We start from the raw sequence: 21,657 nt of genomic DNA, 5'->3' as shown, positions 1-21,657 counted from the left end.
GCTGTCTGTCGGAAAGAGCAGCCGAGCATAGGCTCGGCTCTACAGCAAAGCCAGTTTGTATCCGTCAATGCCCACTACAGTCGCAGCCACCCCACCCCTTGGCCTTCGAGGTCTGGCCGATGCCCGGGTTGAACGTATTGCTCGGGTCCAGCTGCCTGTAGAAGCCAGCCAGCGCAGGCTTGGCAGGGTACAGGTGGCCGACATTGTGCTCGGCCGGATACTCGGCGCCACGCTGGTCCAGCAGCGCCCACATCGCATGCTCGATCGCCATCGGGTCTTCACCTTTGCGCGCGATGTAGTCCTGGTGGAACACGTGGCACAGGAAGTGGCCGTAGTACAGCTTGTGCAGCAGGCGCGCGTCGATATCCGCCGGTAGCTGCTCGAACCAGTCGGCATCGTCACGTCGCAGCGCGATGTCCAGCGCGACGATGTCCTGCACCTGGTCACGATGCACTTCACGGTAGCGCACCGCGGCACCCGCCACGGCAAAGCGATGCAGGAACGCCTTGCGTCCCTCCTCGGCCGTACAGTGGAAATAGCCGCCTTCGTGGCCGGCGAAGAAGCTGCGCAGCCAGGCCTCGGTTTCCGCAGCGTCCTGGGCAGAGACCTTCAGCAACAGGTGATGCTCGTAGCGCTGGCGGAACTCGCCCATGCGCTTGGGCAGGTGCGAGGGCAGCAGGCCCGTCAGCACCTGCATCACACGGTCGGTCACGCCGCGCAGGCCCAACCGCTCGAACCAGCCATCGACACGGCTCTTCAACGCGAACGCGGCGGGCACGCGGGAAGTGCCAAGGCGGTCGATCAGCAGGAAGCTGTCCTTGCCGTAGCGCTCGCCGATGTCATAGGCATCGCGGTGGATGTACTCGCCGGCAATCGGCAGGCGCTCGAAGCCGGTCAGCAGCTGGCGCCGGATCGCGGTGAGGCTGTCGGTGCGGTTGCTGCCTATATAGAAGACCTCTGCAGCCTCTTTTTCGAAGGTGTCCAGGCGCACCGCGAACACTGCCAGCTTGCCGGCAGATCCCGCTGCCTCGAAGTGGCGACTGGGGTCGGCATTGAAGCGTGCCGGGGTATCGGCGTCGACCTTGCGCACTTCCTCGGCATAGCGTGGGTCGGAAGCCGCACGGCCGTCGCCATCGCCCACGTCGGCGGCCGTGTAGTCACCGGCCTGCAGGCGCTGCAGGATCTGCTCGGGCGTGTCACCCAGCGCGATGTCCAGATGATTGACCAACTGCAACCGGCCCTCCGCGTCGACCTGCGCGTAAAGTGCCAGCTCGGTATAGGCCGGGCCACGTCGCACCAGCGCACCGCCGGAGTTGTTGCAGATGCCGCCCAGCACCGAGGCACCGATGCAGGACGAGCCGATCACCGAATGCGGTTCGCGACCCAGCGGGGCCAGCGTCTGCTCCAGGCGGTCCAGCGTGGCACCCGGCAGGCACAGCACCTGGCGGCCTTCGTTCAACAACTGGATGCCGGTCAGGCGCAGCGTGCTGACCAGCACGATCGGCCGGCCATAGTCATCGCCGTCCGGGGTCGAGCCGCCGGTCAGGCCGGTGTTGGCCGCCTGCAGGATGATCGCCGCGCCGCCCTGCACCGCTGCCTGCAGCACGTGCCACAGTTCCAGCAAGGTACCCGGACGCACCACCGCCAGTACCGGGCCATCGCCGAAGCGGTAGCCGCGACGGAAGCGGCGCGTGGCCTTGTCACCGGTCAGTACATGGCGGCTGCCGACCGCGTCGCGCAACTGTGCCAGCACGGCATCGTGGCCACTCATGGCAGGCTGGCCAGCGAATCGCGGCCGATGTCGGCGATGCGGCGCGCACCGGTCAGTGTCATCGCCACGCGCATCTCCTTGGCGATCAGGTCCAGCAGGTTGGCCACCCCGGCCTCGCCCTGCGCGGCCAGCGCATAGATGAAGGCACGCCCCAGCAGCACGGTATCGGCCCCCAGCGCCAGCATGCGCACCACGTCCAGGCCGGTACGGATGCCCGAATCGGCGAGAATCTTCAGGTCGCCCTGCACCGCGTCGGCGATGGCCGGCAGTGCGCGTGCGGTGGACAGCACGCCGTCCAGCTGGCGGCCACCGTGGTTGGAGACCACGATGCCATCGGCACCGAACTTGACCGCATCACGCGCGTCATCCGGGTCGAGGATGCCCTTGATCACCATCGGGCCCTTCCAGAATTCGCGGATCCACTCCAGGTCCTTCCAGGAAATGGAGGGATCGAAGTTGCTGCCCAGCCAGCCGATGTAGTCCTCCAGCCCGGTCGGGTTGCCGCGATAGGTGGAGATGTTGCCCAGGTCATGCGGGCGCCCGAACAGGCCCACGTCCCACGCCCAGTGCGGATGGGTGATGGCTTGGCTGATACGGCGCAGCGAGGCGTTCGGGCCGCTCATGCCGGAGTGTGCATCGCGGTAGCGCGCACCCGGCACCGGCATGTCCACGGTGAACACCAGCGTGGTCACGCCCGCAGCCTGTGCCCGCTCCAGCGCATTGCGCATGAAGCCGCGGTCGCGCAGCACATACAGCTGGAACCACATCGGCCGCTGGATGGCCGGTGCCACTTCCTCGATCGGGCACACCGATACGGTGGACAGGGTGAACGGGATGCCGCGGCTGTCGGCCGCGCGCGCCGCCTGTACCTCACCGCGCCGGGCATACATGCCGGTCAGGCCGACCGGCGCCAGCGCCACCGGCATTGCCAGCTTTTCGCCGAACAGCTCGGTTTCCAGGCTCAGGTCGGACATGTTGCGCAGGATGCGCTGGCGCAGCGCGATGTCGGACAGGTCGGAAACGTTGCGCTTCAGCGTGTGCTCGGCATACGCGCCGCCATCGATGTAGTGGAACAGGAACGGCGGCAGCCGGCGCTGCGCTGCGGCACGGTAATCGGTGGAGGCGGAGATGATCATGGGGTCAACCGTGTGGGGAAGGCAGGCGCGAGGCCCGCGCACGCCGGGCTTCGTTGTCATCGAGGGTGCGCAGCGTGGTGTGCACGAATTCGAGGTGGGCATGCGCGGCGGCGCGCGCGCGTTCGGGGTCGCCCGCCAGCACCGCGTCCATCATCTCGCGGTGCTGGTCGGACAAAGGCGAGAAGGTCCTCGCCGAGGTGTAGAGCTTTTCGCGGCTCTGCGAGATGTTGGTCTGCAGCAGTTCGAACAGCCCGCGCATCACCTGCAGCAGCACCAGGTTGTGCGAGGCCTCGGCGATGGACAGGTGGAAGGCCGCGTCGGCCTCCGCCTCGCCGGTGGGGTCGTCCTTGCCGTGCGCGTCCATCATGGTCTGGAAGGCCTGTGCGATGCGCGCGCGGTCCTCGTCGGTGGCACGCAGCGCCGCATGCCAGGCGGTGGCACCTTCCAGCGCGTGGCGGATCTCCAGCACGTCGAAGCGGTATTCCGGGTCGCCCTGGAACAGCGGCAGGTACGGCGCCAGCGGTTCATCCAGCGCCTGCCGCGCGCGTGCCGCAGGCTCGGCCACGTAGGTGCCGCCACCGACCCGTGCGGTCAACAGACCCTGGCTGGCAAGCTGCGCGATGGCCTCGCGCAGCGCGGTGCGCGAGACCCCCAGCTGCACCGCCAGGGTGCGCTCGGCCGGCAGCCGGTCGCCCGGCCGCAGCTGTTGTTCCTGCACCAGGCCGCGCAGCTGCGCAGCCACCTTGTCCGAAATACGTTGCGTGCTCATGGCGCCATTGTGGCCCGAAGCGCGCAGCGGGTGGTCGGCCAGCCGCGCATGGCTCAGGGAATCATCCAGGTCAGCCAGTAAGCCTGGGCCAGGGTGATCAGGCCGACCATGGTGGTGAAGATCAGGCTGTGCTTGACCGTGAAGCGGAACAGATCCGATTCCTTGCCGGCCAGGCCGACTGCCGCGCAGGCAATGGCGATCGACTGCGGCGAGATCATCTTGCCGGTGACACCACCGGTGGTGTTGGCCGCTACCAGCAGCACGTCGGACACGCCGATCTGCTGTGCGGTGGTGGCCTGCAGTGCCGAGAACAAGGCATTGGACGAGGTGTCCGAGCCGGTCAGGAACACGCCCAGCCAGCCCAGAAACGGTGAGAAGAATGGGAACGCGTCGCCGGTGTGCGCCAGTGCCAGCGCCAGCGTCGCCGACAGGCCCGAATAGTTGGCGATGAAGGCGAAGGCGAGCACCATGCCGATCGAGTAGATCGGCATGCGCAGCTCACGCACGGTTTCGCCGAAGGTGCGCAGCGCCGAACGGGCCGGCATGCGCAGCGCGATGATCGCGATCACCGCAGCGAGGATGATCGAGGTACCGGTGGCCGAGAACCAGTCGAACTTGTAGACGGCTTCGTAGCTCAACGGTGCATCCACGATCGGCGGCATCTTCTGCACCATCTGGTCCAGGCCCGGCACCGAGATCTTGAGCACCCAGCTTTCCAGCGGGCCATCCGCCGCGAACAGCGACTTGAACGGCTTGATGCTCCACAGCGTGACCATCGCGGTGAGGATCAGGAACGGCGACCACGCCCTGGCGATCTGGCCGACGCTGTGGCGCGGTGCCTCCAGTGCCTGTGCGGCCGCCTCGGCGCTGGTTTCGGTGTCGAAACGGAAGATCCGTACCGGCTTCCAGCGGCGCAGGAACAGGGTCAGGCACACCAGCGACGCCAGCGACGCGGTGATGTCCGGCAGTTCCGGGCCGATGAAGTTGGAGGTCAGGTACTGCGCGATGGCGAACGAGCCACCCGCAACCAGCACCGCCGGCCACGTTTCCCTGATGCCGCGCCAGCCATCCATGATCGCCATGATCCAGAACAGCACGATGATGGTCAGGAACGGCAGCTGGCGGCCGGCCATCTGGCCGATCTCGAATGCATCCAGGCCGGTGACCTGCCCTGCCACGATGATCGGAATGCCCATCGCGCCGAACGCTACCGGCGCAGTGTTGACGATCAGGCACAGGCCGGCGGCATACAGCGGCTTGAAGCCCAGCCCGACCAGCAGCGCTGCGGTGATCGCCACCGGCGCACCGAAGCCGGCCGCGCCTTCCAGAAAGGCACCAAACGCGAAACCGACCATCAGCATCTGCAGGCGCTGGTCTTCAGTCACGGACAGGATCGAGGCGCGGATGATGTCGAACTGCCCGGTCTTGACCGAAACTTTGTAGAGGAACACCGCACCGATGATGATCCACGCGATGGGCCACAGGCCGTAGACGAAACCGAAGCCGGCCGCGCCCAGCGCCTGCGGCACCGGCATGCGGTAGAACAGCAGGGCCACGCCGAGTGCGATGGCCACGGTGATCGTGCCGGCCAGCCAGCCCTTCATGCGCAGCACGGCCAGGGCAACGAAGAAGAACGCGATCGGCAGCAGCGCGATCAGGCTGGACAACCACAGGTTGCCGGCGGGGTCGTACAGGTGTTGCCAGGGCTGCATGAAGATTCTCGACTGGGAACGGAGGAGCCCACCGCAGGCGGTGGGTCGCCGTGGCCATCGATCATTGGTAGTACCATTGATGATTTCGATCAGACCACTTGTAGCAGATTTAACCGCCACTCCGACGGCGAGCCTATTAGACCATAGGGCTAGCCTTCATATTGGTCCGACCATTACGAACTTCATGGTAGTGCCGGTCGCTGGCCGGCAACGCGACCTTCCCTACGAAATCCGCTTCTCCAACCGCCGCATCACCGCCAGCACCAGCACGCACAGCACGCTCACGCCGATGGCGATCACGTACTTGCTGATCCCCACCGCAATCCCGATGGCCGCGGCCATGATCAGCGAGCTGGCCGTGGTCAGGCCGCTGACCTGGTCCTCGCGTGACCCACGCAGGATGGTGCCGGCGGCCACGAAACCAACACAGGCCACCACCGCTTCGATCAGGCGCACCGGATCAACCTGCAGCAGGTCGCGGTAACGCTCCTGCTGGAAATGCTCGGCCACTGAGTCGCCAAGGCCGACGATCAACGCGGCGGCCCCTGCGATCAGCATGTGCGTACGCAGGCCTGCGGCGTGCTTGCCCATCTCGCGCTCGACGCCGAGCACGCCGCCGAACAGCATCGCTGCGGCAACGCGCAGCAGGATCGAGACATCCTGGGTAAGTTCCATGGGAAAGCTCCGGAATTTTTCCCGGAGCGTCGCGCGGCGATCGTGGGACGGCGGTGAAGGCGATGGCACGCCTTCTTCACCGCACGCTTTCATCCACGCATGGCGTGGATCTACTGACCGCATTCGCTCACTGCGCCAGATAGCCACCATCGATGGCATAGTACGCGCCGGTCGCGAACGAGGCATCGTCGCTGGCCAGCCAGGCTACCAACGCGGCCACTTCCTGCGGCGTACCCAGCCGCTTCAACGCGTGCCGCCCTTCCAGCGTGGCGCGCACCTTCGGGTCCATTTTCTCCAGCAGTGGCGTGCCGATGAAGCCCGGGCCCACCGCGTTGACACGGATGTCGTCGCCCGCATGTTCCCACGCTGCGGTCTGGGTCAGCCCGACCACGCCGTGCTTGGCCGCCACGTACGCGGTGGAACCGGCATAGCCCACCTGGCCCAGGATCGAGGCCATGTTGATGATGCTGCCGCCCGTGCCGGCCGCGCGCATGGCCTGGATCTGCGCACGCTGGCACAGGAACACGCTGGTGAGGTTGACATCGATCACGCGCTGCCAGCCATCAATCGGATAATCGCCGCTGCTGGCCGCCGGCCCGCTGATGCCGGCGTTGTTGACCGCCACATGCAGGCCGTCGAGTTCCTTGATGGTGCGCTGCACCGCCGCCTCCACCGCTGCATCGTCGGTGACGTCCAGCGCGATGCCAATCGCCTGTGCACCGGCATCGCGCAACTGCGCCACGGTGGCATCCACCGCATCCTGCTTCAAGTCCCAGACCGAGATCCGCGCGCCGGACGCCGCCAGGGTCTGCGCCACGGCCAGACCAATGCCGGACACACCGCCGGTCACGATCGCGGTCTTGCCTGTGAGTTGGTAGTCAATCATCTGCGTTCTCCGTCGGTGGGGGGTATCTAAGTGGCCTGCAACAGCCAACCGTCCCACCCTACGCGCGCGCCCGTGACGGCCAGGCTGACATCGCATCTTCAGGTGATCGTTCCAGCCATAAGACCTCAACTGAAGTTTATGTATGTAATTGCGTACGGATATGCATGCAAAACGCCGGCGTATGTTCGGCGGCATTTTCACTTTGGCCGTAATCGCCAATCGTTTTGACCTTATTGAGGTCAAAAGCGCGCGAATCGAGGCGACAATGGGAAACACTTCCAGTTTCTTCGACACATTCAATTCAACCTGTGTTTGCGCAGAGCGATGTCCCGATATTTCACTTTTGCTGATTACCGCCACTTCGGCGAACGCCATGGCTACGACTACCGGATCGAAGGGAGTGAACTGCGCGACGACCAATGGGCAGGGCGTGGCGACGTCCACGAGCAGTCACTGCGCGGCGGCCTGGGCCTGATCGCCTCGGACGTGCACAACCGGTTCACCTACACGGCCACCGCTGTGCACGGTGCCGGCCTGACCATCCGCCTGATGCTGCAGGGCGAAGTGGATGTCCAGTTTCCTCGTCGCAAGGGGTTCACGCTGCGCGCCGGCACAGGCATGACCACCAGCCACCATGAACCTGTTTCCATGGCCGGTCTGCATCCTGGTGGCAGCCACCTGCGCGGGGTCAGCTTGAGCGTACCGGCCGATCTGGATGTGGACATGCTGCGCCTGCCGGCACTCCAACGGGTCCTTCATTCCCCTCTGCAGTGCCGCCACTGGGCCATTCCGCATGCCTTGCTGCCGACGCTCGCCCAATTGTTCGACAGTCCCTGGCAGGACGACATCGATGCGCTGTGGCGCGAAGGCGTGGCCCTGCAGGTGTTGGCCGTCGGCCTCCAGGCCGAGGATATGCAGACCGAGCATGTACGCACGCTGCGCGCCGGCCAGCGCGAGCGGCTGGAGCGCGTGCGTGCCTACCTGCATGACGACCCCAGCCATGCCCACAGCCTGATCGAACTGGCCCAGCTGGCCTGCATGAGTCCCAGTTCGCTGCGCCGCCACTTCGCACAGCAGTATGGAAGCTCGGTGTTCGACTATCTGCACGAACAGCGCATGCGCCACGCCGAACAGGGCCTGCGCGAGGACGGCTGGACAGTTGAACAGGCCGCTGCGGCCTGCGGTTACCGCCATCCCAGTAACTTCGCTGCGGCGTTCCGCAAGCGTTTCGGACTGGTGCCCAGCCGCTGGCGCACGGGCCCATCGAAGGTGGACTGAAGGCCCGGGCCCTGGCAGGTGTCGACCTTGGTCGACACGCTCCTGCGCCATCGCGGATGCCGGCCAGCGGCCGGCACTACCACACCCGCCTGGATCCACCTGCCATGGCTCGGCCCTGGTAGGTGTCGACCTTGGTCGACACGCTCTCGCGCCATCGCGGATGCCGGCCAGCGGCCGGCACTTCCACGTGCTGCCGGGCATGGCCCGGCTTCATCATGAGCAGCTCAATACACCGGCAGATCGATGTAGCTCGCCTGTGCCGCGCTATGCCAGACGCGCTGCGTGGCCTTCTGGTAATCGCCCGGCCTGGCCAGGTAAATATTCGGCACGTAAGTCTGCGGGTTGCGGTCATACAGCGGGAACAGGCTGGACTGCACCTGCACCATCACCCGGTGGCCCTTCTGGAACGTGTGGTTGGCGTTGGGCAGATCGAAGCGATACGGCAGCACCTGGTTGGCGGCCAGAGGCTTCGGATCGGTGAAGCTCTCGCGGTAGCGGCCACGGAAGATCGCCAGCGACACCGGCAACTGGTAGCCCCCCATCTCCGGCGTGGACGCTTCCTGGTCCGGATACACGTCGATCAGCTTCACCACCCAGTCGCTGTCGGTGCCACTGGTCGAGGCCTGCAGGTGAACCACCGGCGCGCCGCCGATGCGCAGCGGCGCAGTCAGCGGTTCGGTGATGAAGGTCAACACGTCCGGGCGCCCATCGACGAAGCGCTGGTCCTTGACCAGCCAGGTGGTCCACATGTCGCGGTCGCCGAAGCGGATCGGGCGCGGCACGAACGGCACCGGCTTGGCCGGGTCGGACACGTACTCCTCGAAGTCGCCCTCGCCCGCCGCTGGCGCCTGGAACGCCAGCTTGCCGCCGGCACGCAGATACAGCGGCTTGCTGCTGGCGGAACAGCCCTTGTCGCAGCTGCGCGGCCAACCCTTCAGGCGGTCCCAGTGGTTTTCGCCGGTGTTGTAGATCAGCACCGGTGGCGTATCGGCCTTCGGCGCGCCATCCACCAGGTACTGGTCGAAGAAGGGCTTGAGCACGTCGCGGCGGAACTGCAGCGCGGTATCGCCGTCGAACTTCAGCGCACCCAGTTCGCTGCCGCTGTAGTTCACCTGGCTGTGTCGCCACGGGCCCATCACCAGGTAATTGCGGTTGTTGCCGCTATCGCGTCCTTCCATCGCCTGGTAGGCGTGGTTGGCACCCCACATGTCCTCCTGGTCCCACAGGCCCTGCAGCCACATGGTCGGCACCTTCAGCGGTGTCTTTGCCATCACCGCGTCCAGCGCCTGGCCCTGCCAGAAGCCGTCGTAGGCCGGATGCTCGACCAGCTTCTTCCACCAGGTCAACTGGTCCACGCCGGTGAAACGCGCGTAGTCGCCTGCCGAGCCGATGCGGAGGAAGGTGCTGTAGTCGTCGTAGCCGAGGCTGGGCAGCGGCGTACCCTTGCCGCGCTTCTCGGTCTGCATTGCGAAGTAGTTGAAATTGACCTGCCGGAACGCACCGTAGTTGAGCCAGTCGTCACCCATCCAGCCATCGACCATCGGGCTCTGCGGTGCGGCCACCTTCAGTGCCGGGTGCGGGTCGGTCAGCGCCATCACCACGGTGAAACCCTCGTACGACGAACCGAGCATGCCGACCTTGCCATTGCTCTCCGGCACGTTCTTCACCAGCCAGTCGATGGTGTCCCAGGCGTCGGTGGAATGGTCGACTTTGGTGTTGTTCAATGGCCCGCGCAGCGGCCGGGTCATCACGTAATCGCCCTCGGAGCCATACTTGCCGCGGATATCCTGGAACACGCGGATGTAACCGCCGTCGACAAACACCTCGTCGCCCTGCGGCAGCAGATCGCGCATGCGCGGCGAATCACTGCGGTTGGCACGGCCCGCAGCGTCGTAAGGCGTGCGGGTCAGCAGGATCGGGGAATTGTGGGCGCCCTTGGGCACCACGATCACCGTATACAGCTTGGTGCCATCACGCATCGGCACCATCACCACGCGCTTGTCGTAGTCACGACCGACATCGGGGGCAACGAAGGGCTTGCCGCTGATGTCCGGGGTCATCGGCGGGGTATCGGCGGCCAGCGCGGTGCTGGACAGGCAAAGGGCAATGGCTACAGCGACGGCACGCACACGCATGGACAACCCCTCCCGGCAGGAAAGCCTCAAGCCTACTCCTGCCCCGGGCCGTGAAGTGTGTGCAGGCTTTGCATTCTGCGGTGGATGCGGGCAGGACTGATGGCACATGTGCCTGCGTTGCCGCTGCGCTCGCCGGCACCACCGATCAATCTGCCGTTACCTCATGCAGCGCCAGCCAGCACCAGCGCCCCTGTTCTTGCCTCAGTACCGCCAGCGACTCCCGCCATGCGGGCGCGCCACCGTCGATCGAATGACCTTCGCGATAGCGCAGCACCGCCAGCGGTGATATCGCATCCACCGCCTGCACGGCTTCGATGGAAATCTGCAGCCCCGGCCGCGCGCCATGGCCACCCGCGAACAGTGCCTGCACGGCATTCCGGTCCAGCCTGCGACCCGCGATGCCGACCATGCTGAAGTCTGCACAGAAGTGCGCCATCAGATCCTCCAGCGCATCGGCGCCGACATCGGCACGGAACCAAGCCTGCAGCTTGTCGTGCAGGTGGTGGATTTCATGTTCTGCGGTGGTATCCATCAGGCATTCTCGGGTTGCGGAAAGGAAAGCTGTTGCGGCCGGCGCAGCAGGGCCAGGGGCAGCAGGGTAAGTACGGCGGCCAGACCCAGTGCCACGCCGGTGGCATGGGCCGGCAGCCATTGCATGGCCAGTGCCAACACCATCGCGATGGCGGCGGTGCCGAGGCAGAAGCTGAGCTGGCGGTTGAGGTTCCAGAGTGCACTGGCATCGCCCAGCGCCTCACCTTCCACACCCTGGAAGGCCAGCGTCTGCGCGGTACTGCTGCACAGGCTGCCGCCAGCGCCCATCAGCGCGAACAGCAGCCCGGCCAACGCGAAGGCCGGCTGCGGCAGCAGCGCCATCAACAGCAGGCCGCTGGCCTGCAGGAGCATGCCCGCACGCAGTACCGTGGCCGGGCCGAAGCGCGCCAGCAGGCGCTTGCTGGCCGTGATCGCAATGGCCGAGGCCAGCGCCCAGGGTAGCATCAACCCGCCGATGCGTGCCGCGCTGTAACCGGCCTGGTGCAGCTGGAGGGTACTGACCAGCTGGCTGCCGATGAACACACCGGGCACTGCCAGATAGACCAGCATCGCCAGGCGCAGGCCCCGATGGGACAGCAGCGACCAGCGCAGCAGGGGCTGCGTCTGCTGCCGTGCATGCCGCAGGTGGGCCGCCGCCAACAGCATTGCGATCAACAGCAGTACGGCACCGGCGGCCCGATGGCCGGGTTCACCCAGCCAGGTCAACGCCAGCAGCAGCGCGCCCAGCGCCAGCATCGCGGTGGACAGCGCATAAGCCTGCAGGCGCGGCGCACTGCGCGCGCCATCGGCCGGCATCCAGGCCAGCACCAGGCTGATCGCCACCACCGCCAACGGCAGGCTGGCCCAGAGCACGCCGCGCCAGGACAACCACTGCACCAGCAGCCCACCGAGCGCGGGCGCCAGTGCCGGCACCAGCAGCGCCACCAGCAGGATGCGGCGGGTCAGCGCGCCACGCTGGTCGGACGTGCATTGTTGGTACGCTGCCGCCTGTGCCACCGGAATCAGCAGGCCACCGGCCAGCCCCTGCAGCAGGCGCCAGCCCAGCAGCCAGCCGATACCGGGTGCTGCGCCGGCCAGCACAGCGGCAACCGCGAACAACAGCAACGCCACCAGCAGCAGGCGACGCTCACCACAGCGCGCGGCCAACCAGGGTGCCAGCGGAATCACCACGCTCAGGCCCAGCATGTAGGCGGTGCCCACCCAGGCCAGGGTGCTGATATCGGCGTGCAGTTCCGCTGCCAGTGCCGGATAGGCCACCGTGGCGATGAACATGTTGACCAGATCCAGGGCGAACACCAGCAGGAAGATCGCCTCATGGCGCAGGCGGGGGGACGGCATCGGCGGCGCTCCAGCAGGGAAGCGGCCAGCATGCCGTGCGGGCCTTGTTGGAAAAACACGACAGCAACTGCAACACTGTCAAATCCACTTTGACAATGAATTGCCGTGGTCAGCCTCGATCGCTTCGATATCTTCCGCGCCGTGGTCGAGGCCGGCAGCCTGACCGCTGCGGCTGATCGCCTCGGCCTCAGCCGCGCGGTGGTCAGCTTCAACCTGAAGCGGCTGGAGCAGGAGCTGGGCGTGACCCTGCTGTTGCGCAGTACCCGCCACCTGGCCCTGACCGAGGCCGGCGAACAGTTCCTGCAACACTGCGTGCAGGCACTGGATGCCGCACAGGCAGCCATCGATGCCGCGCGCCGCGACCAGCACCAGCTGCAGGGTGTGCTGCGCCTGACCACCACGCCGGAGTACGCCCAGCTACGCTTGATTGCTGCGCTGGAGGCGTTTCGTGCGCGGCACCCGGCCCTGCAGCTGCACCTGTCGACCTCACCGGCACCGGCCGACCTGATTCCCGAGCGGTTCGACCTGGCAATCCGTCTTGGCCGCCTGCCGGATTCGGGCCTGCACGCCAGCGAACTGGAACGCCATCCACTGTGCCCCGTGGCGGCTCCGTCCCTACTGGCACGCCTGCCCTCTGCCGATGCTGCCGACGACCCCGTGCAGCTGGGCACCCTGCCCCGCCTCGGCTACCCGCGCTTGGCCGACCTGCCGGTGATCGCGCCTGATGGCAGCGGCGCCCTGTTTGCCACCAACCCGGGCAACGCGGTGGTACGCGTGGATGGTGCCAGCAGCCTGCGCGCCTTCGCCGTGGCCGGCGCCGGGGTCACCGTGCTGCCACGCTGGCTGATCGAGGACGACCTGGACCAGGACCGGCTGCGCCCGGTGCTGCGCCAGCACCGCTTCCCGCAGCAGAGCGTGTACGCGGTCTACCCGCACAGTTCGCAGCCTTCACCGAAGGTGCGGCAGCTGATCGATTTCCTGCGCGGGTGGTTTGGCACCGCACCTTTGTAGAGCCGAGCCCGTGCTCGGCTGCCCGTCGGTTCGATTGACCGTTCATCAGCCGAGCGTGGGCTCGGCTCTACAGGAACACCACGAACGGACACGGCCCTGTGCGGGCCGTGTCGTCAGGCATCAGCGCAGCACCTGCTCCACCAGCTGCACGTCCACCGTCTGCAGCGGCTCGGCCGCGTTGCGCGACAGCTGCACCTGGTAGGTGCCGCCGTCGATCTTCCACTGGCGCGCCTGTGCATCGTAGTGCGCCAGCGTCTTCGGCTCGGCTTCGATGCGGATGCGGCGCTGTTCGCCCGGCTGCAGGCTCACCTTGTCGTAGCCGATCAGGCGGATCGGCGTGGTGCTGCCGGCCGGCAGCTTCAGGTACAGCTGGGCCACGTCGGCACCGGCGCGCTTGCCGGTGTTGCGGATGTCGACGCTGGCGACCAGGCGCGAGCCTTCCACGCTCACCTTCAGGTTGTCATAGGCGAACGAGGTGTAGGACAGGCCATGACCAAAAGCGAAGGTCGGGGTCAGGCCCTTGGCCGCCATCCACTTGTAGCCGACGTTGGCACCTTCGATATCGAAATCGAACACATCACCGAACGGCTTGGCCGGCTTGAAGCCGAGGCCGTCGATGTGCGGGCGCGGCAGCTGCGATTCGTCCGTCACCCAGGTCACCGGCAGGCGGCCGGACGGATTGACCTGGCCGGTCAGCAGCGCGGCGATGCCTTCGCCACCGCGGATGCCCGGGTACCAAGCCTGCAGCATCGCCGGTACCTGCGCCAGCCACGGCGTGCGCACCGGGCCGTTGGTTTCCAGCACCAGCACCGTCTTCGGGTTGGCCTCGGCCACCGCCGAGATCAGCGCGTCCTGGTTGTCAGGCAGCTGCATGTCCGGCAGGTCCACCGATTCGGCGGCCCACTGGGTGGCGAACACGATGGCCACGTCGGCCTGCGCGGCGGCCTTGGCCGCAGCGGCGACATTGGTCCCGTCCACATACTCGATGGCCGCGTCCGGGCGCGCCGCACGCAGCGATTCCAGCGGCGAGGACGGATGGAAGATCACCGGGCCCGGCCAGGTGGTCGGCATCACGCCCGGCACCGCATTGGTACCCTTGGCGGTCACGCCCACCATCGACGAACCACCGCCGCCGATCACGCCCTTGTCGGCGTGGCCACCGATGATGACGATGCGCTTCACGCTGTCGGCCAGTGGCAGCAGGTTGCCTTCGTTGCGCAGCAGCACGCTGCCCTCTTCCACCGTACGCTGGGCGACGGCGAAACCGGCCTCGGCATCCACCTTCTGGTGCTGCGGCGGGTTGTCGAAGTTGCCATGCAGGAACATCGTGCGCAGGATGCGCGCCACCATGTCGTTCAGGCGCGCCTGCGGCACTACGCCGCCGTGCACGGCCAGGCGCAGCGGTTCGTCGAAGAACACTGCCGCGTCGAACACTTCACCGGCCGACTGCTGATCGAGGCCAGCCAGCGCCGCCTTCGAACCACTGTGCACGCCGCCCCAGTCGGACATCACGAAACCGGGGAACTTCCATTCCTGCTTCAGCACCTGGTTCATCAGGTAGCCGTTCTCGCAGCCGTAGGTGCCGTTGATCTTGTTGTACGAGCACATCGCCACGCCCGGGCGACCGGCTTCCAGCGCGATCTCGAAGGCCAGCAGGTCCGACTCGTGCATGGCCTGTTCGCCGATGCGCACGTCGTGGAAGTTGCGGCGGGTCTCCATGTCGTTCAGCGCGAAGTGCTTCATCGAGGAGATCACGTGCTGGCTCTGCACGCCCTGGATCAGCGCGCCAACCATCGAGCCGGCCAGCAGCGGATCTTCACCGGCATATTCGAAGTTGCGGCCGTTGCGCGGGTCGCGCTGCAGGTTGACGCTGCCCGACAGCAGGATGTTGAAGCGCTGCTGCCATGCCTCGCGGCCCATGGTCGCGCCACCGGCGAAGGCGACTTCGCGGTTCCAGGTGGAGGCGGTGGATGGGCCGGACGGCATTGCGGTGGCGAAATCGCCCGGGCGGATGCCGCCCGGATTGGTCACGCCGACACCGGCATCGGCCGACTGCTGCGACGGGATGCCCAGCCGCGGTACGCCCGGCACGAAGCCGGCCGAACCGACCGCACCTTCCGGCAGCGGGCCACCGTCTTTGCCCAGCCCGAAGTAGCTGTGCAGCATCTGGAACTTCTCATCCTCGGTCATCGCCTTCAGCAGCAGCGCAGCGCGCGCATCGGCGTTGAGGGCGGTGTCCATCCATGGCTTTTCGCCGTGCTTGTCGGCGGCATAGGCCAGTGTCAGCAGGGTGGCGCGCAGGGTGCTGCCCTCCATCTTGAACGGTGCGCTGCTGGCGGCCTGGAAGCCATCGCTGAAATAGCTGGCATCGGCTTCCAGCGCCACACGCGCCGGATCGAAGCCTGCGGCCTTGGCCGATTCACCGGCCACTGCGCCGAGCAGCACCGCCGGGGCGCCCAACCGCGAACGGGTGACCAGCGCCGGCAGCTGCGCGGCCCCCGCGCCGGCATCGGTATAGACCGCCACGGTATGGCGGCCATCGTCCAGGCGCAGGTAGTTCAGGCCTGGCTGGTCGGGGCCGGATTCGGCGGCGATCGGCAGCCGGGTCAGCACGGCCTGGCCGCGCTGGGTCTGGCCGTCGTCCTTGCCGGCGGCAACGAAGCGGTATTCATAGCCCAGGCCGTCGGCCAGCACCTGCAGCGGATCGACCTGGCCGATGCCGCGCTGCACCTGGCGCACGCTCACGGCGTCCACCTTCAGGCTCTTCAGTTGCGCCGCCAGAGCCGGCATCGCCTCGGCGTTGGGCGCCTGTTCCAGGGTCAGCACAGTGAACGCGGCGGGGTCGGCCCAGGCCGGAGCGGCCAGTGCGGCAGACAGGGCCAGAGACAGTGCAAGCGGTTTTGTAAACGTTTTCATCGGCAGGCGTAATTCCGTTGCCAAGGCAATCGGTCCAGGGAAAGTGCCGCCGAAGGGTGCAGCGTTCATGCCGCGCAGGGGTTGCCGGGCAACGTCCCGCAGGCCGAAGGACGGGCCGGTCTGCGCGCGGGACCCTCCTCCCGGCGTGACAACCTGCCTGCCCGGGCCGCGCAGGGCGACCCAATCCTGTGAAGATTGTGCGAGGGCGTTCACACCTGTCAACAGGACCTAAGTCACAGGGGCAACCCGGCCAATGGTTATCAGGCCATCACCGGCGGTCATCAGCGCGCCGCGCGAGGCTGCTGATAATGGAGATCCTTGACCACGAATCGAGCCCATGACCGTACATCGCGACTTCGATCATCTCTGGCGCGACCGCTGTGATACCTCCAGCCAGCGCGCGCCGCGCGTGCTGATCCGGGTGTTCGTGGCCCCCGGTGAGCTGGAGCGCAGCGTGGCCTTCTACGAGCAGCTGCAGGGCGTGGTGGCCGATGCGGGGTTCCCGTTTCCGGAGGCCGGGCTGCGCCTGGCCATGGTCGGTGCGTTCCTGTTGATCGAAGGCAGCGAGGCGGCGCTGGCGCCGTTCACTTCGACCACGGGAACGCTGCTGGTCGACGATGTTCGGCCCTATCACGACAAACTGGTCGCGGCTGGCGCCGAGATCATCTTCCCGTTGCAGGTGGTACCCACCGGGGCGGCGTTCAACGCGGTGCATCCCGATGGCACGGTGGTCGAGTACGTGCATCACCGGCCGGATCCGCACGGCCGGTGAGGGGACGGCCGGGCTGCGCCCGGCACCCGCAGAGGCAACGGCCAAAGCAACAGCGGGGCTCCTGTGGGTAGGCGGGGTGGGTCCGTTGGCGGGGGACGCCGTGAATCCGTCCCTGGAGGCTCGGTCGCGCCATCCATGGCGCTCACGCCCCCGCAACCGGACCCACCCCGCCTTCGACAGTCTCTCGCGACCTGCAGTAGATCCACGCCATGCGTGGATGCTCTTCGTTTCATTGTCGAATTACTCGATTTCGATGGAGATTCATCCACGCATGGCGTGGATCTACAATCCCTCCATGTCCTCCCCCGCCCTGCCCTGGAATGGCACGTTGCTGCTGGATGCTCACGTGGCCGTGCTGCAGGGCCATGCCGGTGGCAGCGCCTCGCATGCGCACTACGCCCATCAACTGCTGTTGAGCGACGGTACGCCCTGGCAGGTCGAAGTCGATGGCGTACGGCAGCAGGGCCAACGGCTGTGGCTGCCGTCCTTCCAGCCGCACGCAATCCTGTCGGCACCGGAAGCGGGCTGTACGGTGTTCCTTGAGCCGGCGCATGCCGACCTCGAACAGATCCAGCATCACCTGCACTCGCTGCCCAGCACTGCGATGGAACTGCACGACAGGCTGCCACGGTTGAGCCGGCCACAGCCGCTGGACCGCCGCGTGCAGGCGGCGTTGGCCCGTATTGCCCAGCACCTGCCCGGCCCGGTGCCGGCTGCCGACATTGCCGAAGCCGCGCACCTCTCGACCAGCCAGCTGCACCGGCGTTTCCAGTCCGAGCTGGCGGTGACCCTGCGCGGCTGGGTGCTGTGGCAACGGTTGCGCCGCGCGTTGATGCATCATCTGAGCGGTCACAACCTGACCGACAGTGCGCATGCCGCTGGATTCGCCGATCTGGCCCATCTCTCGCGCAGCCTGCGCCGCATGTTCGGCATCGGTGCCGCGCAGCTGCAGGGCCTGCAGCTGCACGCGGCCTGACATGTTCAATCATTCGCGCCTGCGCAGGCCTTCCGGCAACTCCGGCACCTCGCCATGCGGCAGTTCGCGGAACGGCGCCAGCAGCTGCCCCGGATAATCGCGCGGATAGTCCGGTTGGCTGCCGATGCCGAGGTCGCGTTGCTGCAGCCGATAGCCCGGCGCATCGAAGGCCGTCCCCAGCAGGTGATCCCAGACGGTCAGGAACAGGCCGAAGTTGACGTCGCCGGCGGTGCCGTAACGCATGTGGTGGAAGCGGTGCAGCGGCGCCCATGCCATCACCCGGCCCAGCACGCCGGGACGCATGTCCACGTTGGAGTGCTGCAGCAGCAGCTGGATGGCAATGGCGAAGGCCAGCACCGCAGCCACCGGCATCGGCAGGCCCAACAGCAGCAGCGGCAGTACGCCACCCACCGCTTCGGCCGCCTGGTGCAGAGGGTGTTTCATCAGCCCGTTGAAGCCGTACATGCGGGTGACGCTGTGGTGCACCGCATGCAGCCGCCACAACCAGCCGATGCGATGGCTGGCGTAGTGCACCAGGGTGATACCGAGATCAGCGCAGACGATGGCCAGCAGCGCCTGCAGCGCGAATGGCCACTGCAGAGGCCAGGCCTGCCACGGAATGATTGCCGCCAGCAGCGGCACCGCCGCGATCGACAACAGGTTCAGGCCCTCGTTGACCAGCGCGTGCAGGGCGTCACGCACACGGTCGCCGTGGTCGTGGTTGAACGCGGGGTCATACGGCCACGCGCGCTCGGCGGCGAACGAGACCGCGATGGCGGCCGCCAGCAAGGCCAGCAGCCACAACGGATCACCGTGGCAATGGCCGATCCAGACGACGGCAGTGGCGACGAATCCAAGCAGGAACAGCGGGGCATACAGGCGGAGCATCCAGTGCTTCATGGGCAACCCGGAAAGTGAGGGGCCTGCATGCTGGCGTGGCGTGTGGGTTGCTGGCTTGAACAAACGGCGCAACTCTGCGGGCACCACGCTTCCCACATCCACGCACGGCGCGCTCTACAATGGCGCCCTCATCGCGCCCGGGGCCGGCATGGATTCCTTCAACCTGATGCGTGCCTTCCGTCGCATCGTCGAACGCGGAGGGCTCGCTCGTGCCGCCGAAGACCTGGGCATGTCGCCGGCCGGGCTCAGCAAGCAGCTGCGCACGCTGGAAGCGCATCTGGGCGTGGTACTGCTGCAGCGGACCACGCGGCGCATGAGCCTGACCGAGACCGGCCACGCCTATTACCGTGAATGCTGCCGCCTGCTCGACGAACTGGACGCATTGGAACGTGGCATCGCCGAGCAGCGTGGCGAGGTGACCGGGCGCCTGCGCGTCAATGTGCCGCAGTCGTTCGCGCTGAGCACGCTGTCGCCGCTGCTGCCCCGCTTCCTGCAGCAGCATCCGCAGCTGTCGCTGGACCTGGTGATGGAAGACCGCCTGCTCGACGCGGTCGGCGAAGGTTTCGATGTGTCGCTGCGGCTGCGTGCCGAACTGGATGATTCACGCCTGGTGGCACGCCGGCTGGCGTCGCTGCAGCAGGTGCTGTGCGCGGCCCCGTCCTACCTGCAGCAGCATCCGGCACCTCAGGCAGTGGACGATCTGCAGGCGCACAGCGTGCTGGCCTACAGCCTGTCCGACTCACCGGGCAGCTGGCCGTTGCTCGGCCCCGATGGCCAGGTGACGATCACCCTGCCAGCGCGCGTCACCGTCAACAACAGCCTGCTGCTGCGCGACCTGCTGGTGGCCGGCATGGGCATCGGCGCCCTGCCCTCGTTCCTGGCGGCACCCGCACTGGCCCGTGGCGAACTGCAGCAGGTGCTGCCCGACCACCGCTATCCGCCGCGCTTCGTGCATGCGGTCTATCCCACGTCGCGCCACCTGCAGCCCAAGGTACGCGCCTTCATCGATTTCCTGCACGCCGAGCTGCCCGGCTGCGCCGGCCTGGATTCGTAACCGCCAGCGAAAACTGAGCTGCCCGCGGCGTGCTGTTTCGGCCACGCCGCGCTGCCTAACCTGCCGCCTCCCCTCTCACCGATGGCAGGCAGATGTCTTCCGTTCCTTCCCCCGCCACCGCAGCGCCGGTGGTCGATTTCTTCCACGACGTGGTCTGTGGCTGGTGCTTCGTGCTGGCCCCGCGCCTGCAGCAGGCCTGCGCCGAACTCGGCATCCAGGTGCGCCACCGCAGCTTCGTGCTGCAGGACTCGCGCGCGCAGATGGTCGAGGTGTTCGGCTCGATGGAGCGCGCCAAGGCGATCATCCTGCGCCACTGGACCGACTGCGCCGCGCATGAAGACACCACGCGCATCGATATCGAAGGCATGCGCGCACAGGACTTCGAGTATCCGTCCGGCTGGCTCGGCGCACTGGCCTGCCAGGCTGCCGGCATGCTCGGTGGCAACGACGCCCATGGCGCGATGTTCGATGCCGTGCAGTGGGCGCACCTGCACCAGCACCGCAACATCGGCGACGCCGAAGTCCTGCTGGATATCGCCGAAGCGCTGGGCCACCCGCGTGGCGCCTTCGCTGACCACATGCGCAGCGACGCAGTAGCCCGGCGCGTGCAGGCCGACCGTGCCGAAGCCGCGACCCTCGGCATCCGCTCCATTCCCACCGTGATCGGCGGCAACGGCCTGCGCCTGCAGACCCTGCCGCTGCCACACCTGCGCTAGGCCCTGGCGCACCTGGTCGCGGCCTGAGCCGCGCCCCCCCACCCTGCAAGGAGACTCCCCATGACCCCACGTACCCTGGCCACCGCGCTGGCCCTGCTGCTGGCCGGCACCGCAGCTTCCATCACCGTATCCGCGCACGAACGCGTCCCCTCCGGCCAGCAGGTCGGCACCAGCCCCTGGGGGCCGAAGGACGAGATCGGCCGCCTCAACCTGATCACCGAGGCCTCGCGTGCGGCGATCCTGTCGCGGGTCAGCGGCGGCAGGGCCTATGACCTGGCCACCGAGTACTACGTCGGCATGCCCAGCTGGCAGGATGCCGGCGACCCGCACTACCAGTTCTGGATGACCCACACCCCGCGCGGCACGGTGATGGACGACCCGATGGGCGTGGGCGAGACCATGAACCTCACCCGCAGCTACACCGGCACCGCGTTCTCGATGTACAGCCACACCGGCACCCACATCGATGCGCTGAACCACTTCGGCATCCACGGGAAGATCTGGAACGGCTTCGAGGCCGACAAGCATCTCGGCGATCGTGGCTGGAATGTCACCGGCATCGAGAAGTTCCCGCCGCTGATCGCGCGTGGCGTGCTGATCGACGTGGCCGCCGCCAAGGGCGTGGACATGCTGCCGGACAGCTATCGCGTCACCCGCCAGGACCTGAAGGATGCGCTGGCACGCCAGAAGGTGAAACTGCAGCAGGGCGACGTGGTGCTGATCCGCACCGGCCGCATGCGCCTGTTCGAACAGCCCAGGGCCTACATGGCCAACCCGCCGGGCATGGGCCTGGATGCGGCACGCTTCCTGGTCGAGGACGGCGGCGCGATGATCGTCGGTGCCGACAACCTCAGCTTCGAGACCTTCCCCTCCGAGGTGTCCGACGACTACGTGCCGCTGCACACCTACCTGCTGGCACAGCAGGGTGCGCCGATCATCGAGCTGGTGGCGCTGGACGAACTGGCCCGCGACAAGGTCTACGAATTCGCCTTCATCGGCGGCCCGCTGAAGATCCGCGGTGGCGATGCCGCGCCCCTGCGCCCGGTGGCGCTGCCGGTGC

18 protein-coding genes are annotated in these 21,657 nt (G+C 67.1%); 7 read left to right on the top strand and 11 right to left on the bottom strand.

The genetic code is table 11. The annotated features are described in order from the left end of the window. Window positions 1–64 precede the first annotated feature (64 nt). The 6 genes from dld to N5C25_RS16815 all read right to left on the bottom strand — a co-directional run bounded on the left by dld (window position 65) and on the right by N5C25_RS16815 (window position 6,949). Entirely contained in the window at window positions 65–1,771 is a 1,707-nt protein-coding gene (gene dld, locus N5C25_RS16840; RefSeq protein WP_251101795.1) for a D-lactate dehydrogenase, read from the bottom strand. Then, a complete protein-coding gene (gene lldD / locus N5C25_RS16835; RefSeq protein WP_279937366.1) occupies window positions 1,768–2,907 on the bottom strand; it encodes an FMN-dependent L-lactate dehydrogenase LldD in 1,140 nt (379 codons plus the stop codon). The genes dld and lldD overlap by 4 nt, the downstream gene beginning before the upstream one ends. Before the next feature lie 4 nt (window positions 2,908–2,911). Next, window positions 2,912–3,676 (bottom strand): transcriptional regulator LldR, encoded by a 765-nt coding sequence (lldR, locus tag N5C25_RS16830; protein WP_005417039.1) that lies wholly within the window; start codon window positions 3,674–3,676, stop codon window positions 2,912–2,914. Window positions 3,677–3,729: 53 nt separating this feature from the next. Further along, the gene (gene lldP, locus N5C25_RS16825) at window positions 3,730–5,388 is read right to left on the bottom strand and encodes an L-lactate permease (protein ID WP_279937364.1); all 1,659 of its coding nucleotides are present in this window, start codon (window positions 5,386–5,388) and stop codon (window positions 3,730–3,732) included. A 222-nt stretch (window positions 5,389–5,610) separates the two neighbouring features. Then, entirely contained in the window at window positions 5,611–6,063 is a 453-nt protein-coding gene (locus N5C25_RS16820) for an MgtC/SapB family protein (protein WP_005413774.1), read from the bottom strand. 127 nt (window positions 6,064–6,190) lie between these two features. Continuing rightward, window positions 6,191–6,949: an SDR family NAD(P)-dependent oxidoreductase gene (locus N5C25_RS16815; RefSeq protein WP_058981827.1), complete on the bottom strand. Its 759-nt coding sequence runs from the start codon at window positions 6,947–6,949 to the stop codon at window positions 6,191–6,193. A 324-nt stretch (window positions 6,950–7,273) separates the two neighbouring features. Here N5C25_RS16815 and N5C25_RS16810 point away from each other — a divergent pair, with 324 nt between their 5' ends. Next, a complete protein-coding gene (locus N5C25_RS16810) occupies window positions 7,274–8,227 on the top strand; it encodes an AraC family transcriptional regulator (protein ID WP_058981829.1) in 954 nt (317 codons plus the stop codon). A gap of 224 nt (window positions 8,228–8,451) precedes the next feature. Here the strand turns inward: N5C25_RS16810 and N5C25_RS16805 are convergent, their stop codons facing one another. The 3 genes from N5C25_RS16805 to N5C25_RS16795 all read right to left on the bottom strand — a co-directional run bounded on the left by N5C25_RS16805 (window position 8,452) and on the right by N5C25_RS16795 (window position 12,252). After that, entirely contained in the window at window positions 8,452–10,362 is a 1,911-nt protein-coding gene (locus tag N5C25_RS16805; RefSeq protein WP_279937363.1) for a CocE/NonD family hydrolase, read from the bottom strand. A gap of 145 nt (window positions 10,363–10,507) precedes the next feature. After that, the gene (locus N5C25_RS16800) at window positions 10,508–10,894 is read right to left on the bottom strand and encodes a DUF4440 domain-containing protein (protein WP_058981832.1); all 387 of its coding nucleotides are present in this window, start codon (window positions 10,892–10,894) and stop codon (window positions 10,508–10,510) included. Then, entirely contained in the window at window positions 10,894–12,252 is a 1,359-nt protein-coding gene (locus tag N5C25_RS16795; protein ID WP_058981834.1) for an MFS transporter, read from the bottom strand. Before N5C25_RS16795 ends, N5C25_RS16800 begins: the two co-directional genes overlap by 1 nt. A 105-nt stretch (window positions 12,253–12,357) precedes the next feature. On the opposite strand from N5C25_RS16795, the gene N5C25_RS16790 reads away from it, so the two are divergent. Continuing rightward, window positions 12,358–13,263 (top strand): LysR family transcriptional regulator, encoded by a 906-nt coding sequence (locus tag N5C25_RS16790; protein ID WP_058981836.1) that lies wholly within the window; start codon window positions 12,358–12,360, stop codon window positions 13,261–13,263. Between the two features lie 120 nt (window positions 13,264–13,383). On the opposite strand, the gene N5C25_RS16785 is transcribed toward N5C25_RS16790, so the two are convergent. Further along, a complete protein-coding gene (locus N5C25_RS16785) occupies window positions 13,384–16,179 on the bottom strand; it encodes a glycoside hydrolase family 3 C-terminal domain-containing protein (RefSeq protein WP_080398825.1) in 2,796 nt (931 codons plus the stop codon). 337 nt (window positions 16,180–16,516) lie between these two features. On the opposite strand from N5C25_RS16785, the gene N5C25_RS16780 reads away from it, so the two are divergent. Further along, window positions 16,517–16,951 carry a glyoxalase/bleomycin resistance/dioxygenase family protein gene (locus tag N5C25_RS16780; RefSeq protein ID WP_021204492.1) on the top strand — a complete coding sequence of 145 codons (435 nt, stop codon included), beginning with the start codon at window positions 16,517–16,519 and terminating at the stop codon, window positions 16,949–16,951. Between the two features lie 271 nt (window positions 16,952–17,222). Beyond that, on the top strand, window positions 17,223–17,927 hold the full coding sequence (locus N5C25_RS16775; protein WP_279937359.1) for an AraC family transcriptional regulator: 705 nt from the start codon (window positions 17,223–17,225) through the stop codon (window positions 17,925–17,927). 9 nt (window positions 17,928–17,936) lie between these two features. Here the strand turns inward: N5C25_RS16775 and N5C25_RS16770 are convergent, their stop codons facing one another. Next, on the bottom strand, window positions 17,937–18,815 hold the full coding sequence (locus N5C25_RS16770) for a sterol desaturase family protein (protein WP_279937358.1): 879 nt from the start codon (window positions 18,813–18,815) through the stop codon (window positions 17,937–17,939). Between the two features lie 160 nt (window positions 18,816–18,975). On the opposite strand from N5C25_RS16770, the gene N5C25_RS16765 reads away from it, so the two are divergent. From N5C25_RS16765 to N5C25_RS16755, 3 genes are all read left to right on the top strand, one after another. After that, window positions 18,976–19,881 carry a LysR family transcriptional regulator gene (locus N5C25_RS16765; protein ID WP_279937356.1) on the top strand — a complete coding sequence of 302 codons (906 nt, stop codon included), beginning with the start codon at window positions 18,976–18,978 and terminating at the stop codon, window positions 19,879–19,881. A gap of 92 nt (window positions 19,882–19,973) precedes the next feature. Then, window positions 19,974–20,597, top strand: a complete 624-nt coding sequence (locus N5C25_RS16760) for a DsbA family protein (RefSeq protein WP_279937355.1) — start codon at window positions 19,974–19,976, stop codon at window positions 20,595–20,597. Between the two features lie 60 nt (window positions 20,598–20,657). Then, window positions 20,658–21,657: cyclase family protein (locus N5C25_RS16755; RefSeq protein WP_279937352.1), on the top strand; the 1,000-nt coding region annotated here is incomplete at its 3' end.

The sequence above is a fragment of the Stenotrophomonas sp. GD03958 genome (genome assembly GCF_029839005.1).
In the GTDB taxonomy this organism is placed as follows: domain Bacteria; phylum Pseudomonadota; class Gammaproteobacteria; order Xanthomonadales; family Xanthomonadaceae; genus Stenotrophomonas; species Stenotrophomonas hibiscicola.
Note: the sequence above shows the minus strand (reverse complement) of the source record. Positions and strands in the feature narration are given on the sequence as shown.

Excerpts from the sequence above, each read along its gene's own strand:
- dld (WP_251101795.1), bottom strand. The coding sequence starts at position 1,771 with ATGAGTGGCCACGATGCCGTGCTGGCACAGTTGCGCGACGCGGTCGGC.
- lldD (WP_279937366.1), bottom strand. The coding sequence starts at position 2,907 with ATGATCATCTCCGCCTCCACCGATTACCGTGCCGCAGCGCAGCGCCGG.
- lldR (WP_005417039.1), bottom strand. The coding sequence starts at position 3,676 with ATGAGCACGCAACGTATTTCGGACAAGGTGGCTGCGCAGCTGCGCGGC.
- lldP (WP_279937364.1), bottom strand. The coding sequence starts at position 5,388 with ATGCAGCCCTGGCAACACCTGTACGACCCCGCCGGCAACCTGTGGTTG.
- N5C25_RS16820 (WP_005413774.1), bottom strand. The coding sequence starts at position 6,063 with ATGGAACTTACCCAGGATGTCTCGATCCTGCTGCGCGTTGCCGCAGCG.
- N5C25_RS16815 (WP_058981827.1), bottom strand. The coding sequence starts at position 6,949 with ATGATTGACTACCAACTCACAGGCAAGACCGCGATCGTGACCGGCGGT.
- N5C25_RS16810 (WP_058981829.1), top strand. The coding sequence starts at position 7,274 with ATGTCCCGATATTTCACTTTTGCTGATTACCGCCACTTCGGCGAACGC.
- N5C25_RS16805 (WP_279937363.1), bottom strand. The coding sequence starts at position 10,362 with ATGCGTGTGCGTGCCGTCGCTGTAGCCATTGCCCTTTGCCTGTCCAGC.
- N5C25_RS16800 (WP_058981832.1), bottom strand. The coding sequence starts at position 10,894 with ATGGATACCACCGCAGAACATGAAATCCACCACCTGCACGACAAGCTG.
- N5C25_RS16795 (WP_058981834.1), bottom strand. The coding sequence starts at position 12,252 with ATGCCGTCCCCCCGCCTGCGCCATGAGGCGATCTTCCTGCTGGTGTTC.
- N5C25_RS16785 (WP_080398825.1), bottom strand. The coding sequence starts at position 16,179 with ATGAAAACGTTTACAAAACCGCTTGCACTGTCTCTGGCCCTGTCTGCC.
- N5C25_RS16780 (WP_021204492.1), top strand. The coding sequence starts at position 16,517 with ATGACCGTACATCGCGACTTCGATCATCTCTGGCGCGACCGCTGTGAT.
- N5C25_RS16775 (WP_279937359.1), top strand. The coding sequence starts at position 17,223 with ATGGCGTGGATCTACAATCCCTCCATGTCCTCCCCCGCCCTGCCCTGG.
- N5C25_RS16770 (WP_279937358.1), bottom strand. The coding sequence starts at position 18,815 with ATGCTCCGCCTGTATGCCCCGCTGTTCCTGCTTGGATTCGTCGCCACT.
- N5C25_RS16765 (WP_279937356.1), top strand. The coding sequence starts at position 18,976 with ATGGATTCCTTCAACCTGATGCGTGCCTTCCGTCGCATCGTCGAACGC.
- N5C25_RS16760 (WP_279937355.1), top strand. The coding sequence starts at position 19,974 with ATGTCTTCCGTTCCTTCCCCCGCCACCGCAGCGCCGGTGGTCGATTTC.